9 protein-coding genes and 3 rRNA genes are annotated in these 16,515 nt (G+C 66.5%); 9 read left to right on the forward strand and 3 right to left on the reverse strand.

Annotated features, from left to right (window positions below):
* Positions 1 to 137 precede the first annotated feature (137 nt).
* From FB465_RS24985 to rrf, 6 genes are all read left to right on the forward strand, one after another.
* A complete protein-coding gene (locus FB465_RS24985; protein WP_246193313.1) occupies positions 138 to 677 on the forward strand; it encodes a PaaI family thioesterase in 540 nt (179 codons plus the stop codon).
* A complete protein-coding gene (dut, locus tag FB465_RS24990; protein WP_145794038.1) occupies positions 674 to 1,141 on the forward strand; it encodes a dUTP diphosphatase in 468 nt (155 codons plus the stop codon). The genes FB465_RS24985 and dut overlap by 4 nt, the downstream gene beginning before the upstream one ends.
* Positions 1,142 to 1,203: 62 nt before the next feature.
* Positions 1,204 to 2,007: a DUF3710 domain-containing protein gene (locus tag FB465_RS24995; RefSeq protein ID WP_425461213.1), complete on the forward strand. Its 804-nt coding sequence runs from the start codon at positions 1,204 to 1,206 to the stop codon at positions 2,005 to 2,007.
* A 411-nt stretch (positions 2,008 to 2,418) separates the two neighbouring features.
* Positions 2,419 to 3,942 (forward strand): 16S ribosomal RNA (locus tag FB465_RS25005).
* Between the two features lie 276 nt (positions 3,943 to 4,218).
* Positions 4,219 to 7,340: ribosomal RNA gene (locus FB465_RS25010) — 23S ribosomal RNA — on the forward strand.
* Positions 7,341 to 7,423: 83 nt separating this feature from the next.
* Positions 7,424 to 7,540, forward strand: a 5S ribosomal RNA gene (gene rrf / locus FB465_RS25015).
* The 16S, 23S and 5S rRNA genes sit together here, the layout of an rRNA operon.
* Before the next feature lie 95 nt (positions 7,541 to 7,635).
* Here the strand turns inward: rrf and FB465_RS25020 are convergent.
* Together FB465_RS25020 and FB465_RS25025 are read right to left on the reverse strand one after the other, a co-directional pair.
* Positions 7,636 to 8,088: a GNAT family N-acetyltransferase gene (locus FB465_RS25020; protein ID WP_145794043.1), complete on the reverse strand. Its 453-nt coding sequence runs from the start codon at positions 8,086 to 8,088 to the stop codon at positions 7,636 to 7,638.
* A gap of 43 nt (positions 8,089 to 8,131) precedes the next feature.
* Complete coding sequence (locus FB465_RS25025; protein WP_145794045.1) at positions 8,132 to 8,926, reverse strand: VOC family protein; 795 nt, start codon at positions 8,924 to 8,926, stop codon at positions 8,132 to 8,134.
* Positions 8,927 to 9,090: 164 nt separating this feature from the next.
* Between FB465_RS25025 and recD2 the strand changes: the two genes are divergently transcribed.
* The 3 genes from recD2 to FB465_RS25040 all read left to right on the forward strand — a co-directional run bounded on the left by recD2 (position 9,091) and on the right by FB465_RS25040 (position 14,169).
* On the forward strand, positions 9,091 to 11,394 hold the full coding sequence (gene recD2 / locus FB465_RS25030; protein ID WP_145794046.1) for an SF1B family DNA helicase RecD2: 2,304 nt from the start codon (positions 9,091 to 9,093) through the stop codon (positions 11,392 to 11,394).
* A 226-nt stretch (positions 11,395 to 11,620) separates the two neighbouring features.
* Positions 11,621 to 12,910, forward strand: a complete 1,290-nt coding sequence (locus FB465_RS25035; RefSeq protein WP_145794048.1) for a citrate synthase — start codon at positions 11,621 to 11,623, stop codon at positions 12,908 to 12,910.
* A gap of 539 nt (positions 12,911 to 13,449) precedes the next feature.
* Positions 13,450 to 14,169 (forward strand): SDR family NAD(P)-dependent oxidoreductase, encoded by a 720-nt coding sequence (locus FB465_RS25040; protein ID WP_145794050.1) that lies wholly within the window; start codon positions 13,450 to 13,452, stop codon positions 14,167 to 14,169.
* Between the two features lie 29 nt (positions 14,170 to 14,198).
* On the opposite strand, the gene FB465_RS25045 is transcribed toward FB465_RS25040, so the two are convergent.
* Positions 14,199 to 16,478: a heavy metal translocating P-type ATPase gene (locus tag FB465_RS25045; protein WP_145794052.1), complete on the reverse strand. Its 2,280-nt coding sequence runs from the start codon at positions 16,476 to 16,478 to the stop codon at positions 14,199 to 14,201.
* Positions 16,479 to 16,515: the final 37 nt, after the last annotated feature.

Below are 16,515 nucleotides of genomic sequence, written 5' to 3' on the forward strand. Positions count from 1 at the left end.
CACTCGTTTTGCTACTCGGCGGTAAGGTCGCGCGTGTGAACGGACCATCCGCCTCCCCGCCTGCGCCGCAGGGCTCGGAAGAGCCCGCCGCCCGGGCCGTCGCCCTCCCGCCGACCACGCCCCCGGCGGGCGCCGTCCTGCCGCCCCGCGCCCCCGAGGCGCCGGCCCCTGGCACCCTGCTCGGCTCGCACTACGACCACTGCTTCGGCTGCGGCCCGCAGCATCCGCAGGGCCTCCAGCTGACCGCCGTGGCCGGCGAGGGCCTGGACGTGACCGCCGAGTTCACCGTCAGGCCGAGCCATCAGGGCGGCCCCGGGCTGGCCCACGGCGGTGTGCTGGTGACCGCCATGGACGAGACCCTCGGCACGCTGAACTGGCTGCTGCACGCCGCCGCGGTGACCGGCAGGCTGGAGACCGACTTCGTCCGGCCGGTGCCGGTGGATGCCGTGCTGCACATCCGCGCCTGGGTCACCGGGGTGCACGGCCGCAAGATCTACAGCGCGGCGGAGGGACGGATCGGCGGACCGGACGGGCCGGTGGCCATCAGAGCCCAGGCACTCTTCGTCCAGGTGAAGCTGGAACACTTCACCACGCACGGTCGTCCCGAGGACATCAAGAAGGCCATGGACGACCCGGATCTGTTCAAGCGCGCCCGAGCCTTTGAGGTGAACCCGTGAGTAGTACCGCCCGCCCGCCGGTAGACGTCCTGATCCGGCGGCTCGACCCCGAGCTGCCGCTGCCCGCGTACGAGCACCCCGGCGACGCCGGCGCCGACCTGCGCACCACCGTCGACGCCGAACTGGCCCCGGGCGAGCGCGCGGTGCTCCCCACCGGCATCGGGATCGCCCTTCCGGACGGCTACGCGGCGTTCGTGCACCCGCGTTCGGGACTCGCAGCTCGTTGCGGAGTTGCACTGGTGAACGCCCCAGGGACGGTCGATGCCGGGTACCGTGGTGAGATCAAGGTGATCGTGGTCAATCTGGACCCGCGCGAGGGGGTCAGCTTCCGCCGTGGGGACCGCATCGCCCAGCTGGTGATCCAGCAGGTCGAGAAGGCGCGTTTCCACGAGGTGGCCGAACTGCCCGGGTCGGCACGTGCCGCAGGCGGGTTCGGGTCGACCGGCGGTCACGCCGCGGTTTAGCATTCCCGCGGCCTCGCAGTAGCCGAGCAGGTATTCGCTTCGGTCTTGGACCGGGAAGGACAGTGACCGTGTTCCGTCGTCGCCAGAAGAGCGAGGACGCTGTCGAGCAGCTCGCCGACGACGCCATCAGCGCCGACGAGACGGCCGATGACGTCGAAGGTTCCGCCGACTCCGAGAGCGAGAACGTGACTGAGCAGGACCCGGCGGACCGGGTCGGCCTGCCGCCGGCTCCGCGTCCGGACGGCCCGTGGGACATCTCCGAGCTGGAGAATCCGGAGGACGGCCGGGTGGACCTCGGCGGCCTCCTGGTCCCCGGCGTGGAGGGCATGGAGCTGCGCGTCGAGGTGGCCGGCGACGCGATCGTGGCCGCAACCCTGGTCCTCGGTAACAGTGCGATCCAGCTCCAGGCCTTTGCCGCCCCCAAGTCCGAGGGCATCTGGGGCGAGGTCCGCGAGGAGATCGCCAACGGCATCACCCAGCAGGGCGGCCTGGTCGAGGAGGAGGAGGGCCCGCTGGGCTGGCACCTCCGGGCTCAGGTGCCGGTGCAGCTGCCGGACGGGACGCAGGGCGTCCAGCTCGTCCGCTTCGTGGGCTGTGACGGCCCGCGCTGGTTCCTGCGCGGCGTGATCTCCGGCCAGGCTGCCGTGCAGCCCGAGATGGCCGGGGTCCTTGAGCAGGTCTTCCAGCAGACCGTGGTCGTCCGCGGCGAGACGCCGATGGCGCCTCGCGACCCGATCGTCCTCAAGCTCCCCGAGGACGCCCAGATGGTCGCTGACGGCGGCGCGGGCGAGGGTGACGGCACCCGCTTCGGCGGCGCTTCGCTCGACCCGTTCGCACGCGGCCCGGAGATCACCGAGGTCCGCTGAGCAAACGCTGATCGCCTCCGCCCGGAGTGCCGGGCGGAGGCGATTTGCTTGTGGGGCGCCGGTCCCCGTACAGTTCCGGAGTCGCACCGCGAGGGGCGAAGAAAAGCGGGTCTGGTGAGTGAAACTCCGGAAAACGGAGCGGAAATCGTCTGATAAGCTTGAAACACGAAAGAACGAAGCGCCCGGAGAGACACGAGAGTGTTTTGAAGGAAGTGTCCGTTCCTTGAGAACTCAACAGCGTGCCAAAAGTCAACGCCAGATATGTTGACATCCCCGGCCTGGACCGTTCGGTCCGGGTTGGAGATTCCTTTTGAAGTAAAAACACAGCGAGGACGCAGTGCGCGGGATCACCCTATTCCGGTGGTTGCCGTGCCGCTCAACGCGAGTGTCTCACCCGATTACGGGTAAACATTCACGGAGAGTTTGATCCTGGCTCAGGACGAACGCTGGCGGCGTGCTTAACACATGCAAGTCGAACGATGAAGCTCTTCGGAGTGGATTAGTGGCGAACGGGTGAGTAACACGTGGGAAATCTGCCCTGCACTCTGGGACAAGCCTTGGAAACGAGGTCTAATACCGGATATGACCTGCCTCCGCATGGGGGTGGGTGGAAAGCTCCGGCGGTGCAGGATGATCCCGCGGCCTATCAGCTTGTTGGTGGGGTAACGGCCCACCAAGGCGACGACGGGTAGCCGGCCTGAGAGGGCGACCGGCCACACTGGGACTGAGACACGGCCCAGACTCCTACGGGAGGCAGCAGTGGGGAATATTGCACAATGGGCGAAAGCCTGATGCAGCGACGCCGCGTGAGGGATGACGGCCTTCGGGTTGTAAACCTCTTTCAGCAGGGAAGAAGCGCAAGTGACGGTACCTGCAGAAGAAGCACCGGCTAACTACGTGCCAGCAGCCGCGGTAATACGTAGGGTGCGAGCGTTGTCCGGAATTATTGGGCGTAAAGAGCTCGTAGGCGGCCTGTCGCGTCGGATGTGAAAGCCCGGGGCTTAACCCCGGGTCTGCATTCGATACGGGCAGGCTGGAGTGTGGTAGGGGAGATCGGAATTCCTGGTGTAGCGGTGAAATGCGCAGATATCAGGAGGAACACCGGTGGCGAAGGCGGATCTCTGGGCCATTACTGACGCTGAGGAGCGAAAGCGTGGGGAGCGAACAGGATTAGATACCCTGGTAGTCCACGCCGTAAACGTTGGGAACTAGGTGTTGGCGACATTCCACGTCGTCGGTGCCGCAGCTAACGCATTAAGTTCCCCGCCTGGGGAGTACGGCCGCAAGGCTAAAACTCAAAGGAATTGACGGGGGCCCGCACAAGCAGCGGAGCATGTGGCTTAATTCGACGCAACGCGAAGAACCTTACCAAGGCTTGACATATACCGGAAAGCTGCAGAGATGTAGCCCCCCTTGTGGTCGGTATACAGGTGGTGCATGGTTGTCGTCAGCTCGTGTCGTGAGATGTTGGGTTAAGTCCCGCAACGAGCGCAACCCTTGTTCTGTGTTGCCAGCATGCCTTTCGGGGTGATGGGGACTCACAGGAGACTGCCGGGGTCAACTCGGAGGAAGGTGGGGACGACGTCAAATCATCATGCCCCTTATGTCTTGGGCTGCACACGTGCTACAATGGTCGGTACAAAGGGCTGCGATGCCGCGAGGCGGAGCGAATCCCAAAAAGCCGGCCTCAGTTCGGATTGGGGTCTGCAACTCGACCCCATGAAGTTGGAGTTGCTAGTAATCGCAGATCAGCATGCTGCGGTGAATACGTTCCCGGGCCTTGTACACACCGCCCGTCACGTCACGAAAGTCGGTAACACCCGAAGCCGGTGGCCTAACCCGTAAGGGGAGGAGCCGTCGAAGGTGGGACCAGCGATTGGGACGAAGTCGTAACAAGGTAGCCGTACCGGAAGGTGCGGCTGGATCACCTCCTTTCTAAGGAGCAATAGCCGGTTGCGAGCGAATGTCTCGCACGGTTGCTCATGGGTGGAACGTTGACTATTCGGCACGCTTGGTTATGAGTGTGAGTACTGCTTCGGCGTGGAAAGCACATCATCAGTCAGGCGTGTCGGGCACGTTGTTGGGTCCTGAGGGAACGGCCGTATGGTCGTTGCTTCAGAGATGCCGGTCCTACTTGAGATGCGCGTGTGCGTGTTGATGGTGGGTGACTGGTCGTTGTTTGAGAACTGCACAGTGGACGCGAGCATCTGTGGCCAAGTTTTTAAGGGCGCACGGTGGATGCCTTGGCACCAGGAACCGATGAAGGACGTGGGAGGCCACGATAGTCCCCGGGGAGCCGTCAACCAGGCTTTGATCCGGGGGTTTCCGAATGGGGAAACCCGGCAGTCGTCATGGGCTGTCACCCATACCTGAACACATAGGGTATGTGGAGGGAACGCGGGGAAGTGAAACATCTCAGTACCCGCAGGAAGAGAAAACAACCGTGATTCCGGGAGTAGTGGCGAGCGAAACCGGATGAGGCTAAACCGAGATGGTGTGAGACCCGGCAGGGGTTGCCGTTTCGGGGTCGTGGGAGTGAGCTTGATCGGTCTGCCGGCCGGTCGGCGAGTCAGAAACCGTTGGTGTAGTCGAAGGACATGCGAAAGGTCCGGCGTAGAGGGTAAGACCCCCGTAGACGAAACATCAGCGGCTTGCTTGCTCATTTCCCAAGTAGCACGGGGCCCGAGAAATCCCGTGTGAATCTGGCGGGACCACCCGCTAAGCCTAAATATTCCCTGGTGACCGATAGCGGATAGTACCGTGAGGGAATGGTGAAAAGTACCGCGGGAGCGGAGTGAAATAGTACCTGAAACCGTGTGCCTACAAGCCGTGGGAGCGTCGCTCGTCGTTTTCGGACGGCGGGTCGTGACTGCGTGCCTTTTGAAGAATGAGCCTGCGAGTTTGCGGTGTGTAGCGAGGTTAACCCGTGTGGGGTAGCCGTAGCGAAAGCGAGTCCGAATAGGGCGTTTGAGTTGCATGCCCAAGACCCGAAGCGGAGTGATCTAGCCATGGGCAGGTTGAAGCGCGGGTAAGACCGTGTGGAGGACCGAACCCACCAGGGTTGAAAACCTGGGGGATGACCTGTGGTTAGGGGTGAAAGGCCAATCAAACTCCGTGATAGCTGGTTCTCCCCGAAATGCATTTAGGTGCAGCGTCACGTGTTTCTTGCCGGAGGTAGAGCACTGGATAGGCGATGGGCCTCACCGGGTTACTGACCTTAGCCAAACTCCGAATGCCGGTAAGTGAGAGCGTGGCAGTGAGACTGTGGGGGATAAGCTCCATGGTCGAGAGGGAAACAGCCCAGAACACCGACTAAGGTCCCTAAGCGTGTGCTAAGTGGGAAAGGATGTGGAGTCGCAGAGACAACCAGGAGGTTGGCTTAGAAGCAGCCACCCTTGAAAGAGTGCGTAATAGCTCACTGGTCAAGTGATTCCGCGCCGACAATGTAGCGGGGCTCAAGCACACCACCGAAGTCGTGTCATTGCAGCAATACCCCCAACGGGGGCTGTGATGGGTAGGGGAGCGTCGTGTGCCGGGTGAAGCAGCGGTGGAAACCAGTTGTGGACGGTACACGAGTGAGAATGCAGGCATGAGTAGCGATACAAGAGTGGGAAACTCTTGCGCCGATTGACCAAGGGTTCCTGGGTCAAGCTGATCTGCCCAGGGTAAGTCGGGACCTAAGGCGAGGCCGACAGGCGTAGTCGATGGACAACGGGTTGATATTCCCGTACCCGCTTTGAAGCGCCAACGCTGAACCAGGTGATGCTAAGGCCGCGAAGCCGGCCCGGAGTCTTCGGACAAAGGGACGTGGTGGAGCCGCCGGACCAAGTCTGCAGTAGGTGAGCGATGGGGTGACGCAGGAAGGTAGTCCAGCCCGGGCGGTGGTTGTCCCGGGGTAAGGGTGTAGGCCGAGTGATAGGCAAATCCGTCACTCATTAAGGCTGAGACCTGATGCCGAGCCGATTGTGGTGAAGTGGATGATCCTATGCTGTCGAGAAAAGCCTCTAGCGAGTTTCATGGCGGCCCGTACCCCAAACCGACTCAGGTGGTCAGGTAGAGAATACCGAGGCGTTCGGGTGAACTATGGTTAAGGAACTCGGCAAAATGCCCCCGTAACTTCGGGAGAAGGGGGGCCGGATCTGGTGAGGGAACTTGCTTCCTGAGCTGGGGCCGGCCGCAGAGACCAGCGAGAAGCGACTGTTTACTAAAAACACAGGTCCGTGCGAAGCCGTAAGGCGATGTATACGGACTGACGCCTGCCCGGTGCTGGAACGTTAAGGGGACCGGTTAGTCCGATTTCGGTCGGGCGAAGCTGAGAACTTAAGCGCCAGTAAACGGCGGTGGTAACTATAACCATCCTAAGGTAGCGAAATTCCTTGTCGGGTAAGTTCCGACCTGCACGAATGGCGTAACGACTTCTCGACTGTCTCAACCATAGGCCCGGTGAAATTGCATTACGAGTAAAGATGCTCGTTTCGCGCAGCAGGACGGAAAGACCCCGGGACCTTTACTATAGCTTGATATTGGTGTTCGGTTCGGCTTGTGTAGGATAGGTGGGAGACTTTGAAACCCAAACGCCAGTTTGGGTGGAGTCGTCGTTGAAATACCACTCTGGTCGTGCTGGATGTCTAACCTGGGTCCGTGATCCGGATCAGGGACAGTGTCTGGTGGGTAGTTTAACTGGGGCGGTTGCCTCCTAAAGAGTAACGGAGGCGCCCAAAGGTTCCCTCAGCCTGGTTGGCAATCAGGTGTTGAGTGTAAGTGCACAAGGGAGCTTGACTGTGAGACCGACGGGTCGAGCAGGTGCGAAAGCAGGGACTAGTGATCCGGCGGTGGCTTGTGGAAGCGCCGTCGCTCAACGGATAAAAGGTACCCCGGGGATAACAGGCTGATCTTCCCCAAGAGTCCATATCGACGGGATGGTTTGGCACCTCGATGTCGGCTCGTCGCATCCTGGGGCTGGAGTAGGTCCCAAGGGTTGGGCTGTTCGCCCATTAAAGCGGTACGCGAGCTGGGTTTAGAACGTCGTGAGACAGTTCGGTCCCTATCCGCTGTGCGCGTAGGAGTGTTGAGAAGGGCTGTCCCTAGTACGAGAGGACCGGGACGGACGAACCTCTGGTGTGCCAGTTGTCCTGCCAAGGGCATGGCTGGTTGGCTACGTTCGGGAGGGATAACCGCTGAAAGCATCTAAGCGGGAAGCCTGCTTCGAGATGAGCGCTCCCACCTCCTTGAGAGGGTAAGGCTCCCAGTAGACGACTGGGTTGATAGGCCGGATGTGGAAGCCCTGTAAGGGGTGGAGCTGACCGGTACTAATAGGCCGAGGGCTTGTCCTCAGTTGCTCGCGTCCACTGTGTTGTTCTGAAACAACGACCCCACACCAGGTCACGGTGTGGTGCGGTCAACGGTTTCATAGTGTTTCGGTGGTCATAGCGTGAGGGAAACGCCCGGTTACATTCCGAACCCGGAAGCTAAGCCTCGTAGCGCCGATGGTACTGCAGGGGGGACCCTGTGGGAGAGTAGGACGCCGCCGAACAATCATTTACAGAAAGCCCCCTCCCGGGAACGGGAGGGGGCTTTCTGCATTTCCCGAGCCGGCCATGAGGCCGGCCCGCGCCCCCCACCCCCGCCCTACAGGGCGAGCTTGAATCCCAGATGTGACGCCACGAACCCGAGCCGCTCGTAGAAGCGGTGCGCGTCCGTCCGGGTGGCATCCGACGTCAGCTGGACCAGGTTGGCGCCGAGTGTGCGTGAGGTGTCGATGGCCCACTCGATGAGTTCGGTCCCGAGGCCGCTGCCCCGCTCCGTGGCGTCGATGCGTACGGCCTCGATGATGGTCCGGGTGGAGCCGCGGCGGGAGAGCCCGGGAATGAGGCTCAGCTGAAGGGTGCCGACCGTCCGGCCCTCCCGTACGGCCACCACCAGGTGCTGGTGCGGGTCGGCGGCCAGACGGGCGAAGGCCTGCTCGTAGGGCGTGAGGTCGTCCGGGGACTCGCGCTTCGCGCCGATGGGGTCGTCGGCCAGCATCGCGACGATGGCGGGGAGGTCGGCAAGGACGACGGGACGGATCGTGAGGTCGCTCATGGTCGGACCCTACGTCAGCTGCCCGCCGGCCTCCGACGGGGTGTCACTCACCCGGGGCGGCACTGGTGATGACGGCGAAGACCGCTCCGTGCGGGTCCGTGAGCTGCGCGAACCGGCCGACGCCGTGGACCTCCGTGGCGGGAGCCCGTACCGCGCCGCCCAGCCGCTGGGCCTCGGCGACGGCAGCGTCGGTGTCCGGCACCTCGAAGTACGGGAGCCAGTGCGAGCTGACGCCCGCCGCGGTCTGTTCGGGGAGCAGCTGCAGGATGCCGCCCTGGCCGTCGTCGGTGCCGCCGCCGGCCGGGGTGAGCACCGTGTAGGTAGCCGTGTCGCCGAACGGGACGTCCTGCTCCTGCCAGCCGAGGACGGCCCGGTAGAAGGCCTTCGCGGCGGCGGGGTCGGAGCTGTAGAGCTCCGTCCAGCACAGCGTGCCGGGGGAGGTGACGGCGTCGAGGCCGACCGTGTCGCCGGGCTGCCAGACGGCGAACTCGGCGCCGGTCGGGTCGGTGAACCCGGCCATCCGGCCGTTGGTGAACACGTCGAAGGGGGCGGCGCGGACCGTGCCGCCGGAGTCCTGCACCAGAGCGGCGGTGGCGTCGGCGTCGGGGGTGGTGAAGTAGAGGGTCCACGCGGGTTCGGCGCCCTCCTCCGTCAGGGGGCCGAGTGCCGCGACCGTCCGGCCGTCCTTCTGGAAGAAGCCGTAACCGCCGGCCTGCGGTCCCGCCGAGGTGAAGGTCCAGCCGAAGAGTGCGGTGTAGAAGGCCTCGGCGGCTTCGGTGTCAGGGCTTCCGAGGTCGAGCCAGTTGGGAGAGCCGGGGACGAAATCGGTGGTGAGCACGGTGCACTGCTCCTTCGGCGGACCCGTCCTCGCGGATGGGCGTGATGAGTGCCCCCTGTGGCATCCTCGGCCCTGAGCAGCCCGGCGGCCACCCCGCGATGTCAGTGCGGGGAGGTACGGTGCGTAGCGGACGGTCACCGGCACCGAGAGGGGGGCTTGTGGGCATGCAGCAACGACAGGCCCGGCAACAGCCCGAGCAGGCTCCGAAACAGGCCCAGCAACAGGCCCAGCAACAGGCCCGGCAGCAGCCCCAGCAGCCCCCGCAGCAGCGCCAGCTCGCCCAGGTGGACGGTGTGCTGGAGCGGATCACCTACGCCAACGAGGAGACCGGCTACACGGTGGCCCGGGTCGACACCGGCCGCGGTGCGAACGACCTGCTGACGGTCGTCGGGGCACTGCTCGGCGCGCAGCCCGGGGAGTCGCTGCGGCTGCACGGGCGATGGGGCTCGCATCCGCAGTACGGCAAGCAGTTCATGGTGGAGAACTACACGACCGTGCTGCCGGCGACGGTCCAGGGCATCCAGCGGTATCTCGGCTCGGGGCTGATCAAGGGGATCGGGCCGCGATTCGCCGAGCGGATCGTGGAGAGGTTCGGCGTCGACACCCTGGACGTGATCGAGCAGGACCCGAAGCGCCTGATCGAGGTGCCGGGGCTCGGGCCGAAGCGTACGAAGATGATCGCCGCGGCCTGGGAGGAGCAGAAGGCCATCAAGGAGGTGATGGTCTTTCTGCAGGGTGTGGGGGTCTCCACCTCCCTCGCGGTGCGGATCTTCAAGAAGTACGGGGACGGCTCCATCGGTGTGGTGCGGAACGAGCCGTACCGGCTGGCGTCCGACGTCTGGGGCATCGGCTTTCTGACGGCAGACAAGATCGCCCAGTCGGTCGGCATCCCCCATGACAGCCCGGAGCGCGTCAAGGCGGGCCTGCAGTACGCGCTCTCGCAGAGCAGCGACCAGGGCCACTGCTACCTGCCGGAGGAGCGGCTGATCGCGGACGGGGTGAAGCTCCTTCAGGTGGATGTCGGCCTGGTGATCGACTGTCTGGCCGAGCTGGTCGCCGAGGAGGGCGTGGTCCGCGAGAGCGTGCCCGGGGAGGCGGGTGAGCCGGTCTCGGCGGTGTACCTGGTGCCGTTCCACCGGGCGGAGATCTCCCTCGCCAACCAGCTGCTGCGTCTGCTCCGCGCCGACACCGACCGCATGCCGGGTTTCGCAGCCGTCGACTGGGAGGCCGCGCTGGCCTGGCTGGCGAAGCGTACGGGGGCGGAACTCGCGCCGGAGCAGCGCGACTCCGTGAAGCTGGCGCTGACCGAGAAGGTCGCGGTGCTGACGGGCGGGCCCGGCTGCGGCAAGTCGTTCACGGTGAAGTCGATCGTGACGCTCGCGCTGGCGAAGAAGGCGAAGGTGGTGCTGGCGGCACCCACCGGCCGGGCTGCGAAGCGGCTGTCGGAGCTGACGGGCGTCGAGGCGTCGACGGTGCACCGGCTGCTGGAGCTGCGGCCCGGCGGCGAGGCGGCGTACGACCGCGACCGGCCGCTGGAGGCGGACCTGGTGGTGGTGGACGAGGCATCGATGCTCGATCTGATCCTGGCGAACAAGCTGGTGAAGGCGGTTGCACCGGGCGCCCACCTGCTGTTCGTGGGGGATGTCGACCAGCTCCCCTCGGTCGGGGCCGGTGAAGTGCTGAGGGACATGCTGGCGGCGACCGGCCCGATCCCGTCCGTCCGGCTCACCAGGATCTTCCGGCAGGCCCAGCAGTCCGGGGTGGTGACCAACGCGCACCGGATCAACGAGGGGCTGCCGCCTGTCACGGACGGGCTGCCGGACTTCTTCCTGTTCGCGGAGGAGGACTCGGAGAAGGCAGCGGGGCTGACGGTGGACGTGGTGGCCCGGCGGATCCCGCAGAAGTTCGGGCTGAACCCCCGCCGGGACGTCCAGGTGCTGGCCCCGATGCACCGGGGGCCGGCCGGTGCGGGGAATCTCAACACGCTGCTGCAGGCGGCGGTGACGCCGGGCCGCGAGGGCCTGCCCGAGCGCAGGTTCGGCGGCCGGACCTTCCGGGTGGGGGACAAGGTCACCCAGATCCGGAACAACTACGAGAAGGGGCAGAACGGGGTCTTCAACGGCACGGTCGGCGTGGTGACGTCGCTCAGCGTGGAGGACCAGCGGCTGATCGTGCTCACCGACGAGGACGAGGAGGTCGGCTACGACTTCGACGAGCTCGACGAGCTTGCGCACGCGTATGCGGTGACCATCCACCGATCGCAGGGAAGTGAGTACCCGGCGGTGGTGATTCCCGTCACCACCTCCGCGTGGACGATGCTGCAGCGGAACCTGCTCTACACCGCCGTGACCCGGGCGAAGAAACTGGTCGTGCTGGTCGGGTCACGCAGAGCGATCGGACAGGCGGTCAGGGCCGTCAGTGCAGGTAGGAGGCACTCTGCGCTGGATCATCGGCTGGCAACTGGATGATCATCCAGGGCTGCTGCCGTGGACTAGGTTGTCTTGACGTGAAGAGATTTAGGGCGGAGCCTGGTCTGGTGCCGATCTTGTCCGGTTCGTACCGGCTGCGGCGACAGCTTTTGTAGGGCGGGGCCCTTTTCGGCCCACCCCGGGTGCGCGGCTGTCCCCCGGATGGGGGATCGTAGAAACAGTCAGGGCACCTTGGAAGAGGATTCATTTCGTCGGTGAGGAAGACGTGAGCGACAAATCGGTAGTACTGCGGTACCAGGACGGCGAGTACGAGTACCCCGTCGTCGAGAGCACTGCGGGCAACGCCGGCTTCGACATCTCGAAGCTGCTTCCGCAGACCGGCCTGGTCACCCTGGACAACGGCTTCGGCAACACCGCCGCGTACAAGTCCGCGATCACCTTCGTGGACGGTGACAACGGCATCCTGCGCTACCGCGGCTACCCGATCGAGCAGCTGGCCGAGCAGGGCAGCTTCATCGAGACCGCGTACCTCCTGATCAACGGCGAGCTGCCGACCACCGATCAGCTGGCGGCGTTCAACGCCGAGATCACCCAGCACACGCTGCTGCACGAGGACGTCAAGCGCTTCTACCAGGGCTTCCCGCGTGACGCGCACCCGATGGCGATGCTGTCCTCGGTGGTGGGCGCGCTGTCCACCTTCTACCAGGACAGCCACAACCCCTTCGACGCCGGCCAGCGCCACCTGTCGACGGTGCGCCTGCTCGCCAAGCTGCCGACGATCGCCGCGTACGCGTACAAGAAGTCCGTCGGCCAGCCGTTCGTCTACCCGCGCAACGACCTGAGCTACGTCGAGAACTTCCTCCGGATGACCTTCGCGGTGCCCGCCGAGGACTACGAGATCAACCCGGTCGTCGTCAACGCGCTGGACAAGCTGCTGATCCTGCACGCGGACCACGAGCAGAACTGCTCGACCTCCACCGTCCGTCTGGTGGGTTCCAGCCACGCGAACCAGTTCGCCTCGATCTCGGCCGGCATCTCGGCGCTCTGGGGCCCGCTGCACGGCGGCGCCAACCAGGCCGTCCTGGAGATGCTGGAGCAGATCCAGAAGGACGGCGGCGACGTCGACTCCTTCATCCGCAAGGTGAAGAACCGCGAGGACGGCGTGAAGCTCATGGGCTTCGGTCACCGCGTGTACAAGGCCTTCGACCCGCGCGCCGCGCAGGTCAAGCTCCTGGCGCACGAGGTCCTCGGCCAGCTCGGCAAGTCCGACGAGCTGCTGGACATCGCGCTCAAGCTGGAGGAGCACGCGCTGAGCGACGACTTCTTCATCTCGCGCAAGCTCTACCCGAACGTGGACTTCTACACCGGCCTGATCTACCGCGCCATGGGCTTCCCGACCAGCATGTTCACCGTGCTGTTCGCGCTCGGCCGGCTGCCGGGGTGGATCGCCCACTGGCACGAGATGATCAACGACCCGACGAGCCGCATCGGCCGTCCGCGTCAGATCTACACGGGCACCGCGATCCGCGACTACGTCGCCCTCGGCGACCGCTGACACCTCGCTGACACGTCCCGACGTCTCCACGTCTCGACGCGAAAGGGCCCGACTGCTGACCAGCAGTCGGGCCCTTTCGCGTCCCCTCGGGAGGGGAGAAGAAGCGGCGCACGACGCCCGAGGGCGGCCTGGCCGGGAACGGCCGCTCAAAGCGTTCCGACCCGCCGCCCCCGGCGTCGTGCGCGAAGGCCGCCGAACCGACTCGGCAGCCGTCCCGGGGCCCGCCGGAGCCCCGTCGTCGGCAGTGGTGGTCGTGCGGTGACGTGATGCCGTTCTCCACGCCGCCGCCCACCGAAAGCTGCCGCACTACAAAAGGTAAGACGTATCCGGGGGCGCAAAGTTACGCCCGGGGGGTGTGAGTTGGCTCTCTCCACGCTCCGTGTGCGCCTGGTGCCTCGCCCATATCACACGATGTGCCGAGCGCGACGTCACCCTCCCCGCAGTCATGGCGACCCAGCGTGATAGGAATCGTCTCATTCCGGCACGGACCGCCCGCACCCTCAGCAGCGCGGCGGCGGGGCAGGGGAGGGAGTGCGCAGATGGCCAGGAACGTGGTAGTCACCGGCGGTGGCACCGGCATCGGGTACGAGGTGGCCCGTCGGTTCGCCGAGGCGGGGGAGCAAGTCGTCATCGTCGGTCGCCGGCGGGCGGTGCTGGAGCGGGCCGCCGCCGACCTGGGCGCCAACGTCAGGCCGCTGGTCTGCGACCTGGCCGATCCCGACGCCGTCGAGGCCGCGCTGGCCGAACTGCCCGCCGAGATCGACGTCCTGGTCAACAACGCGGGCAGCCGCGAGACCGTGATCGGCGCCGGGCCGCACGCCGTGCTGGCGCGCTGGCGGGGGGACTTCGAGCGCAATGTGCTGACGGTCGTGCTGCTCACCGAGTCGATCCGGGACCGGCTCACCCAGGGCACCGGCCGGGTGGTCACCGTCAGCTCGATCGCGGCCCTGCGCGGTGCCGGTTCGTACGGCGCTGCCAAGGCCTCGCTGCACGCCTGGAACCACTTCCTGGCCGCGCAGCTCGGTGCCTCCGGCATCACCGCGAACATCGTCGCCCCGGGCACCGTGTCGGGCACCGAGTTCTTCGGGCCGCGGCTGGACGAGGCCGAGGTGTCGCGACGTGCGGCCCGGACGCTGCTCGGCCGGATCGGCGAGTCGGGTGAGGTCGCGGCGGCGGTCTACTTCCTGGCCTCGCCCGAGGCGGGCTTCATCACCGGCGAGATCCTGCACTGCAACGGCGGTGAGCTCCTGGGGCGCTGACGCACCCGCAGGAGCTCACCGACTCCGGCTCACGAGGCCGCGAACCGCCGCAGCCGCAGGCTGTTGGTGACCACGAAGACCGAGGAGAAGGCCATGGTCGCCCCGGCGACCACCGGGTTGAGCAGGCCGGCCGCGGCCAACGGGATCGCTGCCACGTTGTAGGCGAAGGCCCAGAACAGGTTGCCCTTGATGGTCGCCAGCGTCCGCCGGGAGAGCCGGATCGCGTCGGCGGCGGAGCGCAGGTCGCCCCGGACCAGGGTCAGGTCGCCGGCCTCGATCGCGGCGTCGGTACCGGTACCCATGGCCAGCCCGAGGTCGGCCTGGGCGAGGGCGGCGGCGTCGTTCACACCGTCGCCGACCATCGCCACCGAACGGCCCTCGGCCTGCAGCCGCCGGACGGTCTCCACCTTGTCCTCGGGCAGCACCTCGGCGATCACGTCGGCCGGCTCGATGCCGACCTCGGCCGCCACGGCCTCGGCGACGGTCCGGTTGTCGCCGGTGAGCAGCACCGGGCGCAGGCCCAGCGCACGCAGCTCGCGGATCGCCTCGGCGCTGGTGGGCTTGACGGTGTCGGCGACCACCAGGACGGCCCGCGCCGCGCCGTCCCAGCCGACCGCGACGGCGGTCCGCCCGGCGGCCTCGGCTGCGGCCTTGGCCTCGGCGAGTACGGGCGGCAGGTGCTGGGCCCAGTCGGCCAGCAGCGCCTCGCGGCCCGCGACCACCGCATGGCCGTCCACCACCCCCTGCACCCCGTGACCCGGGATGTTCTCGAAGCCCTCGACGCCCGGCAGCTCGCCGACCCGCTCGGCCGCCGCAGCGGCGATGGCCGCGGCGATCGGGTGCTCGGAGGCGTGCTCCAGGGCGCCGGCCAGCCGCAGCGCCTCGGCCTCCGAGACGCCGTCGACGGTGTGCACGGCGGTGAGCGCCATCCTCCCGGTGGTCACGGTGCCGGTCTTGTCCAGCACGATGGTGTCCACCGTGCGGGTGGTCTCCAGCACCTCCGGGCCCTTGATCAGGATGCCGAGCTGGGCGCCCCGGCCCGTACCGACCATCAGGGCGGTCGGCGTGGCCAGGCCCAGGGCGCACGGGCAGGCGATGATCAGCACCGCCACCGCTGCCGTGAACGCGTCGGTGAGGCTGCTGCTGACGAGCAGCCAGGCGACCAGGGTGCCGAGGGCGATCAGGATGACCACCGGGACGAAGACCGCGGAGATCCGGTCGGCGAGGCGCTGAGCCGCCGCCTTGCCGTTCTGGGCCTCCTCGACCAGCTTCGCCATCCGGGCCAGCTGGGTGTCGGCGCCGATCCGGGTGGCCTCGACCACCAGGCGCCCGCCGGCGTTGACCGTTGCACCCGTGACGGCGTCGCCGACGGTGACCTCGGCGGGGACGGACTCGCCGGTGAGCATCGAGGCGTCCACGGCGGAGGCACCCTCGACCACCGTGCCGTCGGTGGCGATCTTCTCGCCGGGCCGGACCACGAAGCGCATGCCGACCGCGAGCTGCGAGACCGGCAGCCGTACCTCGCGGCCGTGCTCCAGCACCGCGACGTCCTTGGCGCCGAGGTCGAGCAGTGCGTGCAGGGCGGCGCCGGCGCGGCGCTTGGAGCGGGACTCCAGCCATCGGCCGAGCAGGATCAGGGTGGTGACGCCGGCGGCGGTCTCCAGGTAGAGCGTCGAGGAGGCGTTGGAGTTGCCGACGGTGAGGGCGAACTCGTGCCGCATGCCGGTCATCCCGGCGTGGCCGAGGAAGAGTGCCCAGACGGACCAGCCGAAGGCGGCCAGGGTGCCGAGCGAGACCAGGGTGTCCATGGTGGCCGCGCCGTGCTTGAGGTTGGTCCAGGCGGCCCGGTGGAAGGGCAGGCCGCCGTGGACGACGACCGGGCCGGTAAGTGCGAAGGCCAGCCACTGCCAGTTGTCGAACTGGAGGGCCGGGATCATCGAGAGCAGCACCACCGGGACGGACAGCGCGGCGCTGACGAGCAGTCGCTCACGCAGTGGATCGACCTCGACGGCAGGAGCGGCTTCCGGGGTCGGCTCCGTGGCAGCCGGCGCGGGCGGCGTGGGCAGCTCGGCGGTGTAGCCGGTCCGCTCCACGGTGGCGATCAGGTCCGCCACGCTCACCTCGGGCCCGAAGTCCACCCGGGCCCGCTCCGTGGCGAAGTTGACGGTGGCCTCGACGCCGTCCAGCCGGTTGAGCTTCTTCTCGATCCGCGCCGCGCAGGAGGCACAGGTCATGCCGCCGATGGACAGCTCCACGCGGTCGCGGACAGCCCCGGTGTCTATGCCGGGGGTCGTGGTGCTCATGCTCATCTGCTCCTTGGGAGAGAGCGCAGCGGGGGCGCGCGGT

This window comes from Kitasatospora atroaurantiaca (assembly GCF_007828955.1).
Classification (GTDB): domain Bacteria; phylum Actinomycetota; class Actinomycetes; order Streptomycetales; family Streptomycetaceae; genus Kitasatospora; species Kitasatospora atroaurantiaca.